The following is a 21,629-nucleotide window of genomic DNA, read 5'->3' on the forward strand; positions in this document are numbered from 1 at the left end:
TTTTAAACTTTAGTAGTTTATTATTTCACAAAATACGTATTACACCGATCCACATCAAAACAAACGACTAAATAAATCGAATTATCCACTACGTTAATGTAATGTAAGCATCCTAAACATACGGGGGCGTAATCCCTCTAACGCTCCGACATTTATCAGAGGAATATATGAAGCAGGAAATTACTCGCTTACCAAGTCTTCCCCAAGTGCTTATTTCACTGGGATTGTTTTTACTTTTGGCTTTTTCGTTTACCGCGAAATTAGATCTACCTATTCAGCTAGCACTTTATATCGGCTGGTTCATTATTATGGTGTTGGGCTTACGTCTAGGTCATCAGTATAAAGACCTGGAAAAAGCGGCATTAAACGGAATTTCGAATGGTTTGGGTGCTGTTCTTATTCTATTAGCCGTTGGCGCATTGGTTGGTACCTGGATCTCCGGCGGTATCGTACCCACTATTATTTACTATGGTCTGAAGGCAATACATCCTTCTATCTTCCTTTTAGCCACTATGATCATTTGCTCCCTAACAGCACTTGCAACAGGCACCTCTTGGGGCGCAGCAGGTACCGCAGGTATCGCAATGATGGGGATTGGCCAAGGCCTTGGCGTACCAGCGCCGATCACAGCAGGTGCGGTACTATCAGGCTGTTACTTCGGTGACAAAATGTCTCCGCTGTCAGATTCTGTGATCCTTGCTTCTTCAATGTCGAACGTGGAAGTCATGGAGCACATCAAAGGCATGCTACCTATCGCTCTGATCAGCTACATCATTACTGGCATTATGTTCACAGCATTTGGCTTCCATTACGCAGGTAATGTTGACATGAGCCAAGTGGAATCTGTGATTAAAGCGATGGATCAGCAGTTCTACATCACGCCTTACTCGTTTGTTCCTGTCATTATCGTATTGGCGCTACTTGCCATGCGCATGCCTTCATTCCCAGTCATCAGCTTTGGTTCTCTACTGGGTATTATTTGGGCCGTGATGATCCAAGATGTGGATTTCCTAACCGCGTTCAATACTGCTTGGGCACCGTTTGCGATTTCTTCAGGCGTCGATTTCATTGATTCCATCCTAAACCGTGGTGGTATGTCCTCCATGCTGGGCTCGGTGGCCGTGATCGTGTTTGGTCTTGGTTTTGGTGGTCTACTGGATAAAGTTGGCGTGCTAGAAACCATCGCGAAACTGTTTGAGCGTCGCGTGCAAAATGCAGGTTCTCTCGCAACCAGCACAATTGGTACAGCGTTTATGGGTAACGTGTTCGGTTCAGCGATGTACGTTTCACTGATTCTGACACCAAAGATTTGTGCGAAAAACTACGATCGCCTAGGTTACAAACGTAAGAATCTGTCACGAAATGCCGAGTTTGGCGGCACGCTAACATCCGGTATGGTGCCTTGGAGTGATAACGGCATTTACATGGCGAGCATCTTAGGGGTGGCGACGTTATCTTACGCACCGTTCATGTGGTTGAGCTTTGTCTGTATCGCAGTGACGATTTTCACCTCCTACATGGGTTGGTTTGTCGACAAGTGCGAGCCAACCGCGCAAGCGAGCGAAGAAGAAACACTGGCAGAGACAAGACAACAAACCGCTTAACCTCCGCCACTCAATAAAAAAGCGTAGCCCTCGAGCTACGCTTTTTTGTTTGTCGTTTCAGCAGCACTCGTTGCGCCAACGGCCAACCCTTTGGCTAATTGCTCTTTCTTTGTGCTCTCTTTCCGAGTGCGTAACCTAAGCCAAGCGGAGCAAAGAAAATTACAGCGATAAACAGAACAAAGTAAATAATCACGCTTTTGATCAGCTCAACCAACTTATCCATCGCCAGCGCGACCACATCTTGTGAGAGCTTATCCATGTCTTGAGTAAAGCTCACTCGTTCTTGCGTCACCATCTTATTCAACGCTTCTCTTTCACGCTCTATCATCGCAAACAGCTCAACCCTCTCGCGTGCAACCATGGCTTCCAACGCCGCCCTTTGTTCATCGAGTTTACTCATCTGACGCGAGGTTTTTTGGTCAATGTCAGCCACCAGCGGCTGCAACTCTATGGCCATCTGCTCCGCCAAGTTCTTCATGTATTCTGGGTTATTCTTCACGAAATCTTGAAAGGCCTCAGAAGTGGCCTTCATGGAGGCCAAGGTTTGTGACAAATCTTCGCCACTGATGTGGCTGTTAAGTGCAATAAGCTCCGCTTTCCAACTCATGATCTTCGGCGTTTGCTCTGAAATCAAACTGAGGCGATCAGAGACATCGCCTAAGGCTTCCGGCATGGTGCCTAGCGTGGTTATCGCCTCATCTTCATTAATATCATTGGCTTTTAGCCAAGCGCGGTAAGCTGGTGTGGGATTAAATTTGAGATCGGTAAATGGGTGTTGCGTGGCAAACTCGCGAACAAATTGCTGGCTGCTCTTGTACGAACTGTTCTTCAATAGAACACTCGCCAACTGTTCCACTTGTGTCAGTAAAGCTTGTGATGCATCTGAGGCGAGAGCCGATTCAAACTGCTCGCGACCCGGCCCTCGAGAAAAATAGTCGGTCATTTGCTGAGTAAACACCCAACTGTCGATCAGCGCCGCAGTGGGTGAAACCTGATACGCAGCCCGTGCTAAACCTTCCTCTGCATTGATTTTCCACAACAAAATATAGGACTGGTGCAGAGTATCCGTCGCAGGATAGCCACTTTTAAGCGTATCCGCCGTTTGCTCGACTTGGGTAAAAAATTGCAATGCGTATTCACGCGTATGTAAACGAGTATTCAGCTCTTGCTGAGTCAACGGGGTGACTTGGCTATCCAGCTTCACCTCTAATAACGAGCATCCCGACAAACTCATTAGCACCAAAATAGGCAAACAAAAACTTTTGTAAAAAGCGACCATCGTTGAGCGAGTCATTGCTATAACCACTACAAAAAGAAAAGGATGACGAATATAACCAGTATAAGTCAGAGAAATATCAGCATCTTATGATGAGATGACAATCTCGCGATTGAGAATGCGTTGCGCGTAAGCCACGGTTTTATCAATGCACTCTTTCAGTTGCTGCAATTGTTGCTCTGTCGGTTCATGGCCATGCTTCATGCTGGATTCAATCTCCATCGCCACTTTACGTAAAGCATCTGCACCAAGGCTGGCAGCGACCCCTTTCAGGCTGTGAACAATGCGCTGCGCCGTTTCGGGATCATCGCGATAGGTTGCAACAAAATTGCTGTGCTCATCTGCATGATCTTGGACAAACACGCTCAATAACATCTGCACCGATTCTTCATCTCCAGATAAAGAGTCCATCATCAAATCGATTTTAATCGGCGGCAGTTCTTCATTCCCATGCGGTACTGTCGTGGTGGAAACGGAACGGTTTCTGTCTATCTCTTTGCCCTGCTCAACCAGAGATGTGTCATTTTGACGGCTTGGTTGCTCTGGCCTCTCCGCGGTTTGCACCGCTTCGGATGACAATCGTTCATTCAAGGTTTCTGTTGGTACGTGCAACACCTCATTTTCTGCCGATTGTTGTGGCGACTTCACTAACGTATTGCCCCAGTACAGTAACCACAACAAGCCCAGAAAACAGAGCCCACTCACCGCAATCACAATCACGATGGATTGCAAAACAATATGGTGATACTGCTCTTCTAACCAAGATTGCTGGGCGTACACTTCATGGGTACTGACTTGATTAACCAGATGGTTCACTTCGGCATTTTGCCCAAGTACCACCGCCGATTGGGCCAACAACTTTTGTAACGGCACACGTTGCGCTTCTTCAAGGTCATTCGATAACAACACTAAATTATCGATATCTTTGAATACTGGGCTTAAGCGCGTGCTGTTACTTAACGTGGCCTCGGAAATATACGAGCCAAGTAAAGCAAAGGAGAGAATGGAATCCGCATGCGTTTGCTGAAGACGTTGGCGACGCACCTCAGCAACCAAGTCTGACAAGCGGCTGTCGATTTGCAAAATGGTTTTTACGCTGTCTACGTAGCGATCGGTGACGTGCAAAAACTGCGTAATATCAGGGGCAAAAAACGAGTGTACATAGGTTGCTTCGAGTTGAATACGTAACGCATAAATCAATTGCACATTCAGCGAAATTTCATCTAACTTTTGGATTCTTTGTTCACGCTTGTAAGAAAATGCCGCGTGCACTTCTTCAATTTTGTTCCCAACTTCCTCTACGGCATCGACCGCAGCACGCATGTTGGTGATTTGCATCCAAACAAACGCGACAGAGCACAACCACACCAAGGCAAGACCCAAAGAATAGCGAAATACCCATTTATTACTCAATCGAACCATGCTCCATCCTTGCACAGAGATTCCAAGTTGCTTTCATAAGCTTATAACACAATCCGCTAGGGTAATGTGAAGTCACAAAAAAAGAGAGCATCTCGCTCTCTTTCTTCATTTGTCTTAACGATTTCGCGTCAGTTGGTCACGCAGATTTGGCGGCGTACCTTTGATCGTCAGCGTATCGGTCTCTGGATCGTAGAAAATGCGCTCACCCAACAGCAAGCTGTCGAAGCTCACGTTAAGACCACCACCTGCCCCAACATACTTAGTCAACTTGCGCACTAAGCCACGATCGGCAGGAAAACTCTCTTCCAAACCATAGCCTTGTTCTTGCGTAAATTCTAAGAAGCTCGCGCCAGATGGGCTTGGTGGTAACTCGCCAGAAAGTTCGCGAATTTCCACTTCTTCGCCTGCTTTGATCTGGCCATTACAGTATTCATAGACTTGTTTCTTGTACTCGTTGACTTCTTGTTTTTCCAACTTCGCATCGGTACAGAAATCATCAAGTGCTTGCATCAATACTTGGTTTTGCTGCTTGCTGTCTAGGCCCACTTCCGCTTGCAAGAAATCGAGGAAGAAATCCGCCACTTTACGGCCAACTCGGCCCTTAATGTAAGAGAGATAACGGTTGGATTCTTTATCTGCTTCGTATACCGACAAATCAATACGCGCAGCGATGTCCATCTTATTGATGTCCAAATAATCGGTCGCACTGATGTCCAACCCTTCTGTCACTTTCAAACTTTGATTCAGCGGTAATATGCCCACGAACAAATAATCGGTCGCTAGGCTCTGGTACTCCGCAAACACAAGAATACCTTCGTCCGCAAACGGGTATTTTGCTAACTCTTCTTTCAGTCTTACGGCGCATTTTTGTGAGAAATCATAAAAATTCAGTTCGCCGCGTTGTAATTCATTGAGCCAAATCTGAAATTCGCTGTCAGATTGAAAACACCCAAAGCCTTTTCCTGCTTTGGAATGAAACACGCGATGCAGCTCAGCGACCAGATTTTCTGTAGAAGAATCATTGACCAGGGACTCAGAACGGTAGTTTACCATTAGCTCATCCTGATCATTTTTACTAAGCTGATGCAGAATAACGTTTGAAAGATGCAGACTCATAGTATTTTATCTTGCTTCAAGGTTTTAGTTGCGAGGCATTGTAGGTTATCATAGGCCGCTTTTACTATCATTATTAGAGTTTTTATGCCGATTACATCGAAATACACAGACGAACAAGTAGAAACCATTCTTACTGAGATTGGAGCGGTGCTTGATAAGCACGGTGCAACACCAGAATTATCACTGATGATTGCCGGAAACATCGCAACAAACGTTCTTAATCAACAAGTTGCCGCTTCTCAACGTAAGCTAATTGCTGAAAAGTTTGCACAGGCACTGATCTCTTCTTTACAAGAACCAAAAACTCACTAATAACGGATAACAGAATCAGACATGGTTGACAGCGGAAACTCATACGGCGAGCGCGTATCCAGATTAGTTGGATGGGGTCACTGGTTCGCATTTTTCAATATCATTGCTGCGATGTTGATTGGTACGCGTTATATCACCCAGTCCCCTTGGCCAGAAACGCTACTCGGGCAATTTTATCTGGTTGTCTCTTGGGTTGGTCATTTTGGCTTTTTGGTGTTTGCCTTATACCTACTGATTCTGTTTCCTTTAACTTTTTTATTGCCATCGCAACGGTTATTCCGTTTAACTTCTGTGGTTTTTGCGACCACCGGATTGACGGTGCTGCTGATCGATACACAAGCGTATCAAAGCATCAACCTGCACCTAACCCCCGTGGTTTGGGAGTTGCTCTTTAGCGATGACAAATCGGCTCTCAGCGCCGATCTCCAGCATCTGTTTATTGTGCTTCCACTGATCTTTTTCCTGCAACTTGGCTTGTCGGAATGGGTGTGGAAGAAACAACGTAAACTCGCACACAAACATATTGGCCGCCCGTTAGCTGCCGTCTTCTTTGTCTGCTTTATTGTTAGTCATCTGATCTACATGTGGTCCGATGCTTATTTCTATAATCCAGTGACTAGCCAAAGAGCCAACTTCCCGTTGTCTTACCCAATGACAGCGAAAAGCTTTATGGAAAAACATGGCCTACTGGATCGTGATGAATACCTAAAACGTTTGGAAGCGAACGAAAACAACGTCGAGTTGGTGCGTTACCCATTAGACCAGCTAACGTTCAACCGTCGTGGTAACAACCTCAATGTACTGATGATCAGCGTAAACAATTTACGCAGCGATCGTCTATCGGCAGAACAAATGCCAAATATGTTTGAGTTTGCCTCTAACAACCAATGGTTTACCAACCACTACAGCTCAAGTAACGATGGCTATGGCATTTTTGGCCTTTTCTATGGCCTGCCGACCAGCTACGCCAGCAGCATTAAAGCGCAAGGTACCGCCCCCATTTTCTTGAAAGTCCTCCAAGAGCAGGGCTATCAATTTGGTTTGTTTAGCGGCAATGGCTTTAACGAGCCTTTGTATAGTGAAGTTATCTTCCGTAATCAGAATTTAGCGACACAGATCGAAGCAGAGAAAAAAGCGGAACAAGCGGTGACTCATTCCGATGCACAAGCGGTCGATGCGTGGAACGAATGGTTAGTAAATCAAGCGAAATCGCCTTGGTTCAGCTACATCGAAGTGACTGAACTCGATAATATTGAAACCGCTTCGCTGCCAACCACGGCCAACGCGAGCGATAAATTCAAGCAAGCTTATGATGTTGCAGTGCGACAAGCCGACAGCACGCTACAACGTATTTTTGCAACCCTAGATGAACAGCAGTTAAGCGATAACACCGTGGTGATCATCACCTCAAATCACGGCAGCGAGTTTAACGAAACCCAAACCAACAGCTGGGGCGCAAACAGTAACTACAGTCGTTACCAGTTGCAGGTACCTATGGTGATTCATTGGCCAGGAAAACTGCCTGCGCAATTTGGTCAAAGTACCAGTCATTTGGACCTTTCCGTTACCCTACTTCAAGACCTGATGGGGGTCGCGTCGAATCCGGCTGATTTCAGCTCCGGTCGCAATTTGTTTGATGAAAGTAAACGCCGTTGGATCCTTGCAGGCGACACCCGCGAAATCGCGCTGATCACGCCAAGTCAAACGACGGTGATCGATAAATTCGGTAATTTCAAACTGTACGATAACCACTATCAGAGAGTTCGCGACGACAGCCCAAAACTGCCCGTTTTGATGCAAGGGCTCACTGAGTTACAGCGTTTTTACGCTAAAAGTAACTAAGCCGCTATTGGTTGGTGATTTTCTATTCACTTAGCATTCATAGGGCTTTACAAACGAATTCTGGGCTTATATATTTGCCCGCACTGGAGAGATGGCTGAGTGGTTGAAAGCACCGGTCTTGAAAACCGGCGTACGTTAATAGCGTACCTAGGGTTCAAATCCCTATCTCTCCGCCACTTTAGTAAAAGGGCCACTAAGACATTAGTGGCCCTTTTCGTTTCTGCCGCATCCAAATTAGTTATCTCTTCTTTTGCCAAGTAAATTCAGACACCATTTCTCACACAAATCAGCAAAAGTATTTATTCTGTTCAATCTTAGGCGTGTAGCTTCACGCCTCACCCGCGCCATCATGAAACATCGCTGTTTTTATGCACAATTTCCGTTAATCTTCTGTCAAATTCTCATCAATAAATTTGCACCGCAGTAAAATTAGGCGCAGACTTTTCTGCCGAAATCCATAGATTAAGAGGCGCTCATGAGACGAGCTGAAAAACAATTTGCGGTGATTGGCTTAGGTCGTTTTGGTCTGGCGGTGTGTCAGGAATTGACCGATTCAGGTGCTCAAGTGCTGGCCATCGACGTTAATGAAGAACGCGTCAAGCTAGCAGCTGGTTTTGTCACTCAAGCTCTAGTGGCCAACTGTACACATGAAGAGACCATGGCAGAGCTGAAATTGGATGACTACGACATGGTGATGGTCGCCATTGGTGCAGATATGAACTCCAGCATTTTAGCTACTCTGATTGCCAAAGAAGCGGGCGTCAAATCCGTTTGGGTCAAAGCCAACGACAAGTTCCAAGCTCGAGTTTTGCAAAAGATCGGCGCAGACCACATCATCATGCCGGAGCGCGATATGGGTATCCGCGTGGCGAGGAAGATGCTCGACAAACGCGTTCTTGAATTTCACCCACTTGGCAGCGGCTTGGCCATGACTGAATTTGTGGTTGGTTCACGCTTAATGGGCAAAACCCTCGGAGAGTTGGCTTTGTGTAAAGTCCCCGGCGTGCAGGTACTTGGGTTTAAACGTGGCCCAGAACTGGTCAAAGCCCCAGAGTTAGATGTCGAACTCGAAATTGGTGACATGATCATTCTGGTTGGCCCACAAGATGCATTGGCAAACAAACTCAGTTCACTATGAATCCATTTTCTTCTAACAACGGCTTGTTTTACCTCGCCGATAAAGCATCGAAACAGAGCAAAGGGAATGAGCCTCGCATCATTCTGCTTAGTTTTTTGGCCGTGCTATTACCCTCCGCAATCCTGCTGACATTGCCCGTTTTTTCTGTCTCAGGCTTGTCGATAACCGATGCGCTTTTTACCGCAACATCCGCCATTAGTGTGACTGGACTTGGTGTGGTGGATACCGGCGAACACTTCACCTTAGCAGGAAAAATCTTGCTGATGCTGCTGATGCAAATCGGTGGTTTGGGACAAATGACGCTTTCTGCCGTGCTACTTTATATGTTTGGTGTGAAACTGAGCCTTCGCCAACAAGCGTTAGCCAAAGAGGCGCTTGGGCAAGATCGACAAGTGAATCTGCGTCGATTGGTGAAAAAAATCGTCATCTTCGCTTGTGTCGCAGAGTTGATCGGTTTTGTGTTATTGGCGTTTCGCTGGGTGCCGGAAATGGGCTGGCAAAGCGGGCTGTTTTACGCCCTTTTCCACGCCATTTCTGCATTTAACAATGCCGGCTTTGCGCTCTTTTCTGACAGCATGATGAGCTTCGTTGACGATCCTCTGGTCATCTTCACCCTCGCTGCACTGTTTATTTTCGGTGGCTTGGGATTCACTGTGGTGGGAGATGTGTGGATGAACTGGCGACGCGGTTTTCACTTCCTCCATTTGCACACCAAAATCATGTTAGTCGCCACCCCTGCACTGCTCATTATTGGTACGCTGTTATTCTTCGTCTTAGAGCAGCACAATGCCAATACAATGGGCGAGTTAAGCACTTCTGGGCAGTGGCTTGCCGCCTTTTTCCAATCCGCCAGCGCGCGAACAGCCGGATTCAACAGTGTCGACCTCGCCCAGTTCACGCAACCAGCCCTACTGGTGATGATTGTGTTGATGCTAATTGGTGCAGGTTCAACCTCTACAGGTGGCGGGATCAAAGTCTCTACCTTCGCCGTCGCGTTTATGGCGACCTGGGCATTTTTGCGTCAAAAGAAACATGTGGTGATGTTTCAGCGCACCGTGAACTGGCCAACTGTGACCAAATCTCTCGCAATCATTGTGGTCAGCGGCGCAATTCTTACCACGGCGATGTTCTTACTCATGATCACCGAGCAAGCTCAGTTTGACAAAGTGATGTTTGAAACCATCTCTGCATTTGCCACGGTCGGTTTAACGGCAGGCTTAACCGCTGAGCTTTCGGAACCGGGCAAGTACATCATGATCGTGGTGATGATCATCGGACGAATTGGGCCACTAACGCTGGCTTACATGCTGGCGAGGCCGGAACCCACCCTGATCAAATACCCTGAAGACACCGTATTGACGGGCTAGCAAAGCACGCACAATATCTCATTTTAGAAACGGCGTTTCGAAAAATGACTGGCGTTTGCTTTCGCGAGCAGTAAAATCGTCGCAAACCAGCAAAACTGGTTTGCGACTTTTATTTTCTTCTTGGGGGTAATCACCGTGTTTGTCGGTAAAACAACAGAGCTCGCCTTTACATCTTGTCTCTCTTCAAATCTCAAGCAAATCATTACGCAGGTAGTGGCTAAACTGGCTGAGCCCATTGAAGATGGGCGTCATGAGTTGGACGGCGACAACGCGTTCTTTCTGGTCATGAGTGACCATACTCAGCCACTCGCGTTAAGAAAATCAGAATGCCACCAGCGCTACCTCGACGTACAAATTCTGTTAAGCGGGAAAGAGACGTTTGGCTACAGCTTGCTACCGTTTGCCGCATTGGATGAAGACTATCTCGCAGAGCGCGACTTGGCATTTAGTCACCATGTTGTGGATGAAAAGTTTGTGACACTCGGCGAAAACGAGTTCATTATTTTCCCGCCAGGGCAGCCCCATCGTCCGCTTATCGCACCAGAAGGCGAAGGCTCACCCGTGCGTAAAGTGGTCATTAAGGTGGATGGCGCAACGCTTTAATCTCACTCAAGGTCCATATGATAAAACGATGCGCCAAGCACTTGGGCCGCATCGTTTCTCCCTCCAATATCGTGAGCTTTACTGGATTTAAACCTCACACGACTTGCATGCCTGCCGTGCCACTTCCAGAATATCTGAAGAATCCATTTTTTGGGCTTGGTCCGTTGCGAACATTTATCCATAAAGCATTGACGTATTGTTCTGTGATGTTGCTCTGCGCGTGTACATCACTCGAAAATCACTCACCGTTCGACAAGCAACCGAGCTACCAACTGGGCTACCAAGCCGACTCTCGCCTTTCGGCCTATCTTAACCATCATCCTCAAGACAGAGAAAACTTGACCGCTTTTTTCCCTCTGGACAAAGGGCATGATGCGCTTCTCGCGAGATTGGCGTTAATCGAGGCAGCCGATAAAACGCTCGATTTGCAATACTACATCTTCCGCAATGACGAAACCGGACAATTACTGACATGGCGTTTATTTGAAGCTGCCCAACGAGGGGTCCGAGTTAGAATTCTCCTCGATGATATGCAGAAAAGGAACGATGAAGGATTGGCTCGATTAAGCGCTCATCCCAACATTCAGATTCGCTTGTTTAACCCGCATCAATATCGAACGGCACGTACGCTTGCGATGGCCAGTGATTTTTCACGACTCAATCGGCGCATGCACAATAAGTCCCTCACCGCAGACAGTGTGGTGGCCATTGTTGGTGGCCGTAACATCGGTAACGAGTATTTTTCGGTTAACTCTCCAGTCGAATTTGGGGATTTTGATTTGATGCTTTATGGCAACAGCGTTGAACAGACCGCCGAGCAATTTGATTTGTATTGGAACAGTCTCCATGCCGTACCAATTGAGTGGCTCACCGACAACCCCATTCCCGTCACCGAAGAGGAATTGCAAGCTTGGCTAAAAGAAACCCAACTAGAACAAAAGTTTACTCAAGGTCGATACGACTTTACTCAGTTGCAACTGTACCAACAGTTTACCGATAAGAGTTTGGTTTGGTATTGGGGTAAAGGGCAGGTTTGGTATGATCTGCCTGACAAAGTCGACACACAAGCACCACAATTAGCAGACAACCTCGCTTCGCTTTTAAGAACCGTGAAGGATTCCCTCGTCCTTATCTCGCCCTATTTCGTTCCAACGGAACGCGGCACACAAGCCTTGGTAGAAGCGGCCCATCGCGGCGTCGACATCACTATTGTCACCAACAGCTTGGCCTCAAATGACGTCTTTGCTGTGCACGGCTGGTACGCCAAGTATCGACAAGATCTTGTCGAAGCGGGCATTCAGTTATGGGAAACCAAAGCCAGCGCAAGAATTGACAGCAAATGGAGTTTCACTGGCAGCAGCCGCTCAAGCCTGCATGCTAAAGTGCTGTTAATCGACCACCGATTGCTGTTTGCCGGCTCCATGAACTGGGATCCTCGTTCGGCTTTGCTCAACACCGAAATGGCAGCAGTGATCGAACATCCTGATTACGTTCAATCGTCAGAAGCCAAATTGCCTATGGGTTTAGAAACCAATGCCTATCAGGTGCGAATGAAAAACGGTGAAGTGGCTTGGTTTGATCACCAATCTCAAGTTTGGTTTGATTCCGAACCGGAAGCCACGGTATGGCGGAAAATCGGCGCTTGGTTTGCTGGCATTTTACCCATTGAAGAGCAACTTTAGCCCTAACTAGCAATGCCGCATCTTTAAATTTCGCGGCTCTCCATGGCGCTGCTTGATACAACACGGTTTTTGCCACTCTTTTTGCCTTGATACATTGCGGCATCAGCTTGGCGAATGACGTGATGAAACGAGAGTGCACCTTGATTGCATGCGACTCCGAAGCTTGCGGTGAAGTGGTAAGCACCCAGCGTACCCTTCGATTCATTGAACTCATCTTGAATACAAGCGGCCAGATCGTAGGCACGTTTGGCATCAAAGTTCGGCAGTAAGATCAGGAACTCCTCCCCACCCCATCTTGCGCAGTAACCATGCTGCCCAATGACTCTGCGAGTAATCTCAGCGATTCTCACTAAAACTTCGTCTCCGACATGATGCCCATATTGGTCATTGATAGTCTTGAAATCATCGATATCAAACAAAATCAGAGCAAAGTTCCCTGACACTTTCCCCGCCATATCGGCAAGATAGCGGCGGTTGACCAATCCCGTCAGTGCATCGGTGGTCGCCATTCTTTTTAGTTGTTCATTTTGTTCGATCAATGCGCGCTGCAATGTCACCAAACCCGCATGAGTGCGAACTCTGGCCAACACTTCCATCACCTCGAAAGGCTTTTGAATATAATCGACACCACCGATCTGAAATGCGCGCACTTTATCTTGAACATGATCTAAGGCGCTGAGAAAGATCACCGGGATATCTTGTGTCGAGGGATCCTTTTTTAGCTGTCGACACAGTTCATAGCCATCCACCTCTGGCATCATGATGTCGAGCAATATCAAATCAGGTTTCTTTTTTTGGCACATGCGTAATGCACTCTTGGCACTCAAAGCGCCTTTCACCAAATAACCTTCGTTTTGCAGCAACTGACTTAAAAGCTTGACGTTATCAACGGTATCATCAACAACCAAAATTTCCGTATTCGATGGTTCTACTTTCATCTGCTTTCATTGCGACGCTTTTCCCGCAATGCCCTTTTTTATTCTTGAAATAACTCGTAAAGCTCATCAAATTGATAGTTCTCTACCAAGCTGTTTAGACGGGTGCGAACCTCACTGTTCGCTATCGTTTGTTCGAACAAGTAATAGAGCTCCTGCTGCTGCCCTTGCTCTATCGCTTCAACAATATCTTGAGTCGACTCGTGGGTTAAATCATCCAAAAAGCTCAGATCCAAGTCATCGAAGGATGTGTTCTCTGCCTCGTCTTGCCTCTGTTCATAGTCATACTCGAGATCGAGATGCTTCTTCATCATGTAAAACAAATCTTGCGGCATAAACGGCTTACGCGCAAAATCGTCCATACCTGACGCTAACATCTCTTCTATCTCGTCATTAAAGACACTGGCGGTCAAGGCAACAATTTTTACCTGGCTGTTCTCTGAGGCGGCACGGATTTCTTTCGTCGCTTGCAAGCCATCTTTTTTCGGCATACGACGATCCATCCAAATAAAATCAGGGCCCCAACTCTTATGCAGAGCAACCGCTTCTTCGCCGTCTCTGGCCAGTTTGACGGTAAAGCCCGCTTCCTGCAAAAGCGTGGCAAGCAACGTCTGGTTGTCTAGCTGGTCTTCTGCGATCAAAATCTTAGGACTGAATGAACCACTTTTTAACCCTAAGACTCTGGGCAAATTCGCAGGCTTGTTTTCAACCAAATGCTCACTGGTTTCCATCACAAGACTGAATGAGAAAGTAGAGCCTCGATGAAGCTCACTTTTGAGCACCAATTGGCCTCCCATCAGTTCGACAAACTGCTTACTGATGCTCAATCCCAGCCCTGTGCCATTTTGCGTAATATCAGAATCCAGTTGCTCAAAAGGTTGGAAGACGCGTTCTTGGTTTTCTTCACTAATACCAATGCCCGAATCACTCACTTCAAACGTTACTTTGTGCTGGCCATTTTGCAAAGCCTCGCTGGCAATGTTTAAACGGACATTGCCTCGATATGTAAATTTAATCGCATTTCCCAGCAAGTTGATCAGCACTTGTCGCGTTTTCACGACATCACCTAATACAAAATGCGGTACTGAATCTTCAACGCGGCAGTGCAATGTCAGTTGCTTTTGCATTGCCTTCATCTGCATGAGGTCATTAATCTCTTCAGAAACTTCTCGGAAATTAAACCACTTGCGCTCTACTACACTATGGCCAGCGTCGATCTTTGACATGTCCAACACATCGTTGATCAGCGATAACAGGTGCTCACCAGAGCGGTTAATGATTTCGAGATATTCGTGGTGTTTTGCAGTTAAGCGTTGATCGCACTTCATCAACTGCGTATAGCCCAACACGGCATTCAACGGTGTGCGAAGCTCATGGCTCATGTTGGCTAAAAAAATCGATTTTGCACGGTTTGCCACTTCCGCTTTGTCTTTGGTTTCAGAAAGACTCTGTTGCAGGCGCTTGAGTTTATCGATATCAACATGGATGCCGTTCATGCGCACAGGGACACCATCTTGATCGCGTTCGAACACTCGCCCAAGATCTAAAATCCATTTCCACTGACCATCACCGCAACGTACGCGAAACTCGGCATGGTAGAGCTCCGTCTCACCGTCTAAATGGGCTTGAATCTTATCTGTGGTTTCAGCCACGTCATCAGGGTGAACGATTTCAGACCATTTTTCGATGCCATTGATGATCTCAGAAAACAGAGCATCATCAGCAAACAAATGATTAGGTTCGAGTTTTTTCTGTGTCGCCCACGTTTTATTGCCAAAGATACAGCCCGTTGACGGATTGAAATCCCAAATGCCCAAATTCGCGCCTTGAGCAGCAAAGTCAAGCCGTTCAATGTCACGACGTAAGCGGGTATTTTCGTCCCTGAGCGCATCATCACAAACGGCTTCTTGTAACCATAAATCGAAACCACCTTGCGTTCTTGGGCTTGCCGAAAGCGTCCAATGCGTCGCGCGGGTAGACATGATGCTGAGTGGCGGGGATTGAGCGGAAAGCTGCTTTACCCATTCATAAAAGATTCGACTGGGATGAACGCACGTGAGTGCTTCCCCTACCATCAAGGGTTGATGCCAAAGCTCACAAGATTGTGCTTGCTGGTTATACGCTTCAATCCATCCTTCTTGAGTGATTGAAAGCCAACCAATGGGAAGCGTTTCGGGACAAATCGTTATCATTGCCATTCCCTTGCTCAATGCCCTTCGAGGACATTGTCCTTTGATTGCTTGCTTTTGTTAACGAGGAGTGCGAAGACCTAACGCCCACCTTCAGAGTAAGGCCATCTCCATTCGTTATTGTGCAAAACATCATCGTACTAAACATATGAGCGTACGCTTATTTAATTAATTCAAATTTATAGTGAAAGTTGATGCATAGCACACTTTGTCAAAACAACGTTTTCGAGCAAACATCTTGGCACGAATATGCATCAATCTGGTGTAGAACGATACACATCGAACGCCGCGTTGAGCAGTTGCAAATGCAGTGGCACCAGCGCTTCATGATCCGTTCGATATCCACCACCTACCACCGCGGCAACCGGGATCGCATTAGCTTTGGCCTGCCCAAAGAGAAAAGCGTCACGTTGATACAAAGCGTCGGTGGAGACGTTGAGATATCCCAGCTCATCTTCATGATGAATGTCGACACCGGCATCGTAGATAATGAGATCCGGTTGATGGAGACGTATCGCCATCGGAACCACCTCTTTAAACGCCGCAAGAAACGCCTCATCACCGCACTCTCTTGGCAAACCAATATCGAGATCAGAGTCCGGCTTACGAGCAGGAAAATTCTTATCACAATGGAAAGAAAGCGTCACAATGTCGTCGCGCCGTTGGCATAAAGTGGCCGTGCCATCGCCATGATGCACATCGCTATCGATGATCAACACTTTGTCGACGCTGCCGTGTTCCAACGCTTTATGTGCAGCCATCACGAGATCGTTGAACAAGCAAAAACCGCTGCCATAGTCGAAATGGGCATGGTGATAGCCGCCACTGAGATGAATCGCAACGCCATGTTGCAACGCTTTTTCCGCTGTCAGCACAGTGCCTGCGGTTGAGGTTAACGTGCGTTCAATCAGTTTTTCACTCCAAGGAAAACCAATTCTGCGCATTTTCGCCGCAGGCAATAGGCCCGTCGTCAGCAGATCCACATATTCTTGTTGGTGAACTTGCTTAATGGCTTCAATCGATAACGCTTCTGGCTGATAAAAAGCAAATGCCTGCTGCCACTCGAGATGCTGTTGCTGATATCGACACACCGCTTGATAAAGATGGTGATATTTCATGATCGGGTAACGATGCCCCTCTGGCAGGGGCAACTGAGAGTAGATTGGGTGATAGATCAGAGGAATGCTCATCATGGGGTTTAAGCCGACTTGTTGGTTCTTTTTTGGGTCGCGGTTGACGCCGTTTTCTTGCTGCTACTGGTGCGTCTCTTGCGCTTAAACTCTGGGCGCTCCACTGGTGGCAGTTGACGCAGCGAGCTCGGCACGGGTGATGTTTTGACCTGCTGCATTAATTCCGAAATACGCTGTTGCAAGGCAGCCATAAATGGCTGGTAGGCTTGGTTGCGTTCAGCCATGCCTTGCAATTGGTGCTCCCAGTGAGCCGTCATATCCGGATAAGTTGATTCTTGTGGCAACGCATGGATCAACCCTCTCCCTGCTGGAGTACTAAGAATGGCTTTGCCTTGTCGAGAGAGTAACTGACGTTTAAACAGAGTATCGAGTATGCCCGCCCTGGTCGCTTCCGTACCTAATCCGTCGGTCTCTCTTAAGATTTTTTTCAGTTCTTTATCACTGACGTAACGTGCAATTCCCGTCATCGCCTGCAATAAGGTCGCTTCGGTAAAGTGCTTTGGCGGCTCGGTTTTACAGTCTTTGATTACCCCTTCTCGACAGGTAAGCACAGTGCCTTTCGCAAGGGGTGGTACGGTATCTGCCCCATCCTCTTCTTTTTCTGTTGCTCCCGTGAGTGCTTTCCAACCAGCGAACGTCAATTGGCGACCTTTCGCAATAAAGACACCACCAGCAATCTCAAACACCAGTTTGGCTTCAGCGTATGTGGCAGCGGGATAGAACTGCATCAAATACTGTCTGGCGATCAATTGATAGATCTTCATTTCGTAGCCAGACAGCGCGTTAACACTGGCTTGTTTCGGCGTGGGGATAATCGCATGGTGGGCTTCGACTTTGCTGTCGTTCCACGCTTTCGATTTTAAAGAAAGATCAGCGCCACTCACCGCATCGGCCAGCTCTTTCGCATTGTTGGCAATGGCTTGGCTGACACTGGCGGCCTGCGCATAATGTTCTTTAGGAAGATAACGGTTATCCGAGCGTGGGTAGGTGATCAGTTTGTGCTTTTCGTACAGTGACTGACACGTATCCAGCACCTGTTGTGCACTCATACCATAGCGTTTAGCCGCATCAATTTGCAGCGCCGACAGCGAATAAGGCAAAGGCGGGGCTTGCTTGGTCTGTTTGTGTTCCGATTCCGTCACGGTAGCAGGTTGATTGGCAATACGACTGGCAACATTTTCCACCAGTTTACGACTCAAGACTCGCCCTTCTTCGTCTTGCCAAGGTTGGCAAGCTTCGCTCGGTTTCCAACGTGCTTTGATGTCAAACGGTTCACTGCCATTCTGATAAGGGATCAGCGCGTGAAGAGTGAAGAAATCACGCGGAACGAAATTCTCGATTTCCTCATCACGGCGCACCACCAGCCCCAATACCGGCGTTTGTACTCGTCCGACTGACAACACACCTTGATAGCCTGCTTTTTGCCCCAGCAAAGTGTAAGCGCGTGACATATTCATGCCATAAAGCCAATCAGCCCGTGAGCGTGCCAGTGCAGAAACCGACAGTGGGATGAAATCACGATTGCTGCGCAGACTATTCAACGCACGCTTAACTGCAGGCAGGTTGAGATCGCTGATCAACAATCGCTGGGTTTGTGCTTTTTTGGTTTGGCTCAGTTTGCAGTAATCCAGCACTTCATCCACCAGCAATTGCCCTTCTCTGTCAGGGTCGCCTGCATGGATCACTTCACTTGCTTCTTTTAGCAGCTTGCGAATCACGGTCAATTGTTTACTGGCCGATGGACGTGGGCGCAGTTGCCATTGCTCAGGGATGATGGGCAAATCCGCCATATTCCATTTTTTATAACGTTCGTCGTAAGCATCTGGCTCAACTTGCTCCAGCAAATGTCCAATACACCACGTCACGATGTCACCATTGCCACAGCGAATAAAGCCTTGTTCTTTCTTTTGAGGATTGGGCAATGCGGCAGCAATCGCGCGGCCTAAGCTGGGTTTTTCAGCGATAAACAGACGGGTCATAACAAATTTTTCGAGCTCAACAAACAAAGGGCCACATTAGCGGATGTGGCCCTTAAAAATCAACAAAAACTGTATGTATAGACAGTTATAGATACTCAACAAATTTAGCCAGATCACGCTCTGGCACTTTCATCGCAGAACATTCTGCGCTGCCCAAGTAGAGGAAGCCCACAATGGCATCGTCTCCCTGTAAGCCAAACGCTTGTCTCACTTCCGTATCGAACATCCATTCACCCGAACGCCAAAAACCTTGGAATCCTTGAGCCACAGCCGCCATTTGCATTGCTTGCACAGCACAACCCGCGGAAAGATGCTGTTCAAATGCCGGGACTTTTTCACTCTCGGTCACTTTCGCAATCACGGTGATCACCATCGGCGCACGAAATGGGGCATTTTTCACTTTTTCCACCACCGATTCTTCACTGCCTTTGGCCTGTGCCGCCTTCACTAGGATGTCTGACAACTTCTGCAGGCCAGAGCCTTGCGCGATGACAAAGCGCCAAGGCGTCAGCGCGCCGTGATCTGGGGCTCTTAATCCCGCACGAATGATATTTTCAAGTGCTTTGCCTTCTGGGGCTGGAGCGGCCAATTTACCAATAGAACGACGATTAAGTAGAAGATCGAGAGCGTCCATCCAAGAATCCTTATAGTGGTATCGATTTGCGTTTACACTTTAGCATAGTTCACTACGCCATATAACCGCCTGTTTATTGTGGAAATTCACGATTTACGCAAGAACTGCTCAAACAAAAATACCGCGAATCACTTCGCGGCATTTTTTATGTTCAAACCTTCAACCTTCACCGATTAAAGTTTTGTCGCAAGCGTGACCCCTTGCTTAATCGCGCGAACCGCATCCAGTTCTCCTGCGTAATCGGCCCCACCGATCACATGCAGTTTATCGCTAAGCTCATGCCATTTGTCTTCAAATGGGCGAACCGATTCTTGCCCTGCACAAATGATGATGGTGTCGGCATCAAGTAACTGTTTCTTACCATTGACGGTAATTTCCAATCCTTCAGGCTTGATACTGTCGTAGCTCACGCCCCCGAGCAAATTCACGCCACGTTTTTCCAATGTGCGCTTGTGAATCCAACCTGTGGTTTTTCCCGGACCTTTGCCTACCGCGCCTTTACGACGTTGCAGCAACCACACTGTTTTGTCACTCATCGCATCCGGGAATGGGTACAAGCCACCCGGTTGCGTCATTTCTTTATCGATACCCCACTCTTGTAGCCAGTCGTCTAGGTTGTGCTGAGCAGGTTCTGTGACCATACTCGCGACATCGACACCAATTCCCCCGGCACCGACAATCGCTATCTTGTTGCCGACTGGGGTTTTCTCTCGGATCAATGTTTGATAATTGATCACTTTACTGCTCTCGGTTAAGCCGTCGATATTCACTTTGCGCGGTTCAACCCCTGTGGCAAGCACCACTTCATCGTACTCTTTGAGCAGCTCTAACGTGGCGTCGGTATCGAGGCGTAAGTTCACCCCTGTTTCGTCAATCATATTGGCGAAGTAGCGAATGGTTTCACGAAATTCTTCTTTGCCAGGGATCTGCATCGCGAGGCGGAACTGACCACCAATACGATCATTTCGTTCAATCAAATCAACACTATGACCACGTTGCGCCAAGGTGGTTGAACACGCTAACCCAGCAGGACCTGCGCCCACCACCGCAATGCGTTTTTTCTCACTCGCAGGCGTCACCACCAACTCGGTTTCATGACACGCCAGTGGGTTAACCAAACAGCTGGCTCGTTTGCCTTTGAATACGTTGTCCAAACACGCCTGATTACAGCCTATACAGGTATTGATAAGGTGAGATTTTGCTTGCTCAGCTTTGGCAATGAAATGCGGATCGGCGAGGAAAGGTCGTGCCATCGACACCATGTCCGCTTGACCAGAAGCGAGAATACGCTCTGCTTCTTCTGGGGTGTTGATTCGGTTGCAGGTCACAATCGGCACAGAGACATGCGGCTTCACTTTCTCAGTAACCCAAGTGAAAGCGCCACGAGGCACTTGCGTTGCGATTGTCGGTACTCGCGCTTCATGCCAGCCGATGCCAGTGTTAATGATCGTCACCCCTGCATCTTCGAGCGCTTTGGCGAGCATAATCACATCTTCAAACGTGCTGCCTTGCTCCACCAAGTCCAACATAGAAAGGCGGAAAATAATGATGAAGTCACTGCCTACCGCTTTGCGCACCGCTTTGACGATTTCCACAGCAAAGCGCATGCGTTTTTTGTAGGTACCGCCCCACTCGTCATAACGCATATTGGTACGCTTACACAGGAATTGGTTGATCAGGTAACCTTCGGAACCCATGATCTCTACCCCATCGTATCCTGCCAGTTGCGCGAGACCTGCACTGTTGGCGAACGCTTCGATGGTTTTGCGAATCTGTCTTGGGCTCATTTCGCTGGGTGCAAACTTCGCGATAGGTGCTTTGATGCCAGAGGCACTTTGCGCAAAAGGATGCATCGCGTAGCGGCCAGCATGCAGGATCTGCAGCGCGATTTTCCCGCCATGTTTGTGCACGGCTTCCGTCACCACTTTATGCGCTTGAGCGTGTTTGGGTTTACTAAATTCCGCACTCAGCGGGTGCAGACGACCGCGTAAATTCGGTGAAAAGCCGCCCGTCACGATCAGACCGACGCCACCTTTGGCACGCTCTTCGTAAAACGCAGCGAGTTTTTGTAAGCCTTCCTTATGCTCCTCAAGGCCTGTATGCATCGAACCCATGAGCACTCGATTTCGCAGTTGAGTGAATCCGAGATCCAAAGGCTGTAACAAATGTGGGTACATGGCAGACATGACAAACTTCCATTTTTATTATCGTGGTCAGACCAGAGTATGAGCTCTTATCTAAAAAATCAAACATGCGTTTACATTTTTGTAACACCGATCAATCTTAAGTGAGCTATGCCATTTGGATTATTTGCGTGTTAAGCTTTGATAACTGTTATCT

The 21,629-nt window shown here is 47.6% G+C and carries 16 protein-coding genes and 1 tRNA gene; 8 read left to right on the forward strand and 9 right to left on the reverse strand.

The window, feature by feature from the left end; genetic code table 11:
* Positions 1-167: 167 nt before the first annotated feature.
* A complete protein-coding gene (nhaC, locus tag VV1_RS14790) occupies positions 168-1,604 on the forward strand; it encodes a Na+/H+ antiporter NhaC (RefSeq protein ID WP_011080917.1) in 1,437 nt (478 codons plus the stop codon).
* Positions 1,605-1,698: 94 nt separating this feature from the next.
* Here nhaC and VV1_RS14795 read toward each other — a convergent pair whose 3' ends face one another.
* The 3 genes from VV1_RS14795 to yejK form a co-directional block, all read right to left on the reverse strand.
* Complete coding sequence (locus tag VV1_RS14795) at positions 1,699-2,910, reverse strand: chemotaxis protein (protein ID WP_080553481.1); 1,212 nt, start codon at positions 2,908-2,910, stop codon at positions 1,699-1,701.
* Between the two features lie 57 nt (positions 2,911-2,967).
* A complete protein-coding gene (locus VV1_RS14800) occupies positions 2,968-4,302 on the reverse strand; it encodes an Hpt domain-containing protein (RefSeq protein ID WP_011080919.1) in 1,335 nt (444 codons plus the stop codon).
* Between the two features lie 114 nt (positions 4,303-4,416).
* On the reverse strand, positions 4,417-5,418 hold the full coding sequence (gene yejK / locus VV1_RS14805) for a nucleoid-associated protein YejK (protein WP_011080920.1): 1,002 nt from the start codon (positions 5,416-5,418) through the stop codon (positions 4,417-4,419).
* A gap of 84 nt (positions 5,419-5,502) precedes the next feature.
* Here yejK and VV1_RS14810 point away from each other — a divergent pair, with 84 nt between their 5' ends.
* The 7 genes from VV1_RS14810 (at position 5,503) to VV1_RS14840 (ending at position 12,362) form a co-directional block, all read left to right on the forward strand.
* The gene (locus VV1_RS14810) at positions 5,503-5,730 is read left to right on the forward strand and encodes a YejL family protein (protein WP_011080921.1); all 228 of its coding nucleotides are present in this window, start codon (positions 5,503-5,505) and stop codon (positions 5,728-5,730) included.
* A gap of 21 nt (positions 5,731-5,751) precedes the next feature.
* A complete protein-coding gene (locus VV1_RS14815; RefSeq protein ID WP_011080922.1) occupies positions 5,752-7,572 on the forward strand; it encodes a DUF3413 domain-containing protein in 1,821 nt (606 codons plus the stop codon).
* A gap of 85 nt (positions 7,573-7,657) precedes the next feature.
* Positions 7,658-7,748: transfer RNA gene (locus tag VV1_RS14820), tRNA-Ser, on the forward strand.
* Positions 7,749-8,047: 299 nt separating this feature from the next.
* Positions 8,048-8,710 carry a potassium channel family protein gene (locus tag VV1_RS14825; protein ID WP_011080923.1) on the forward strand — a complete coding sequence of 221 codons (663 nt, stop codon included), beginning with the start codon at positions 8,048-8,050 and terminating at the stop codon, positions 8,708-8,710.
* Entirely contained in the window at positions 8,707-10,077 is a 1,371-nt protein-coding gene (locus VV1_RS14830) for a TrkH family potassium uptake protein (RefSeq protein WP_011080924.1), read from the forward strand. The genes VV1_RS14825 and VV1_RS14830 overlap by 4 nt, the downstream gene beginning before the upstream one ends.
* A 135-nt stretch (positions 10,078-10,212) precedes the next feature.
* Positions 10,213-10,680: a NanQ anomerase/TabA/YiaL family protein gene (locus tag VV1_RS14835; protein WP_013572145.1), complete on the forward strand. Its 468-nt coding sequence runs from the start codon at positions 10,213-10,215 to the stop codon at positions 10,678-10,680.
* A 206-nt stretch (positions 10,681-10,886) separates the two neighbouring features.
* Entirely contained in the window at positions 10,887-12,362 is a 1,476-nt protein-coding gene (locus VV1_RS14840) for a phospholipase D family protein (RefSeq protein ID WP_043921106.1), read from the forward strand.
* Between the two features lie 23 nt (positions 12,363-12,385).
* Here VV1_RS14840 and VV1_RS14845 read toward each other — a convergent pair whose 3' ends face one another.
* The 6 genes from VV1_RS14845 to VV1_RS14870 form a co-directional block, all read right to left on the reverse strand.
* A complete protein-coding gene (locus VV1_RS14845) occupies positions 12,386-13,300 on the reverse strand; it encodes a diguanylate cyclase (protein WP_011080927.1) in 915 nt (304 codons plus the stop codon).
* A 38-nt stretch (positions 13,301-13,338) separates the two neighbouring features.
* Positions 13,339-15,489 carry a PAS domain-containing hybrid sensor histidine kinase/response regulator gene (locus VV1_RS14850; protein ID WP_243742150.1) on the reverse strand — a complete coding sequence of 717 codons (2,151 nt, stop codon included), beginning with the start codon at positions 15,487-15,489 and terminating at the stop codon, positions 13,339-13,341.
* Positions 15,490-15,740: 251 nt separating this feature from the next.
* Positions 15,741-16,679 (reverse strand): histone deacetylase family protein, encoded by a 939-nt coding sequence (locus VV1_RS14855; protein ID WP_011080929.1) that lies wholly within the window; start codon positions 16,677-16,679, stop codon positions 15,741-15,743.
* Between the two features lie 5 nt (positions 16,680-16,684).
* Positions 16,685-18,655: a DNA topoisomerase III gene (locus VV1_RS14860; RefSeq protein WP_011080930.1), complete on the reverse strand. Its 1,971-nt coding sequence runs from the start codon at positions 18,653-18,655 to the stop codon at positions 16,685-16,687.
* A gap of 85 nt (positions 18,656-18,740) precedes the next feature.
* On the reverse strand, positions 18,741-19,289 hold the full coding sequence (locus VV1_RS14865; protein ID WP_011080931.1) for an NAD(P)H nitroreductase: 549 nt from the start codon (positions 19,287-19,289) through the stop codon (positions 18,741-18,743).
* A gap of 173 nt (positions 19,290-19,462) precedes the next feature.
* Entirely contained in the window at positions 19,463-21,475 is a 2,013-nt protein-coding gene (locus VV1_RS14870; RefSeq protein ID WP_011080932.1) for an NADPH-dependent 2,4-dienoyl-CoA reductase, read from the reverse strand.
* Between the last annotated feature and the right edge of the window lie 154 nt (positions 21,476-21,629).

Origin of the sequence: Vibrio vulnificus CMCP6 (genome assembly GCF_000039765.1) — a bacterium.
GTDB classification, from domain to species: domain Bacteria; phylum Pseudomonadota; class Gammaproteobacteria; order Enterobacterales; family Vibrionaceae; genus Vibrio; species Vibrio vulnificus_B.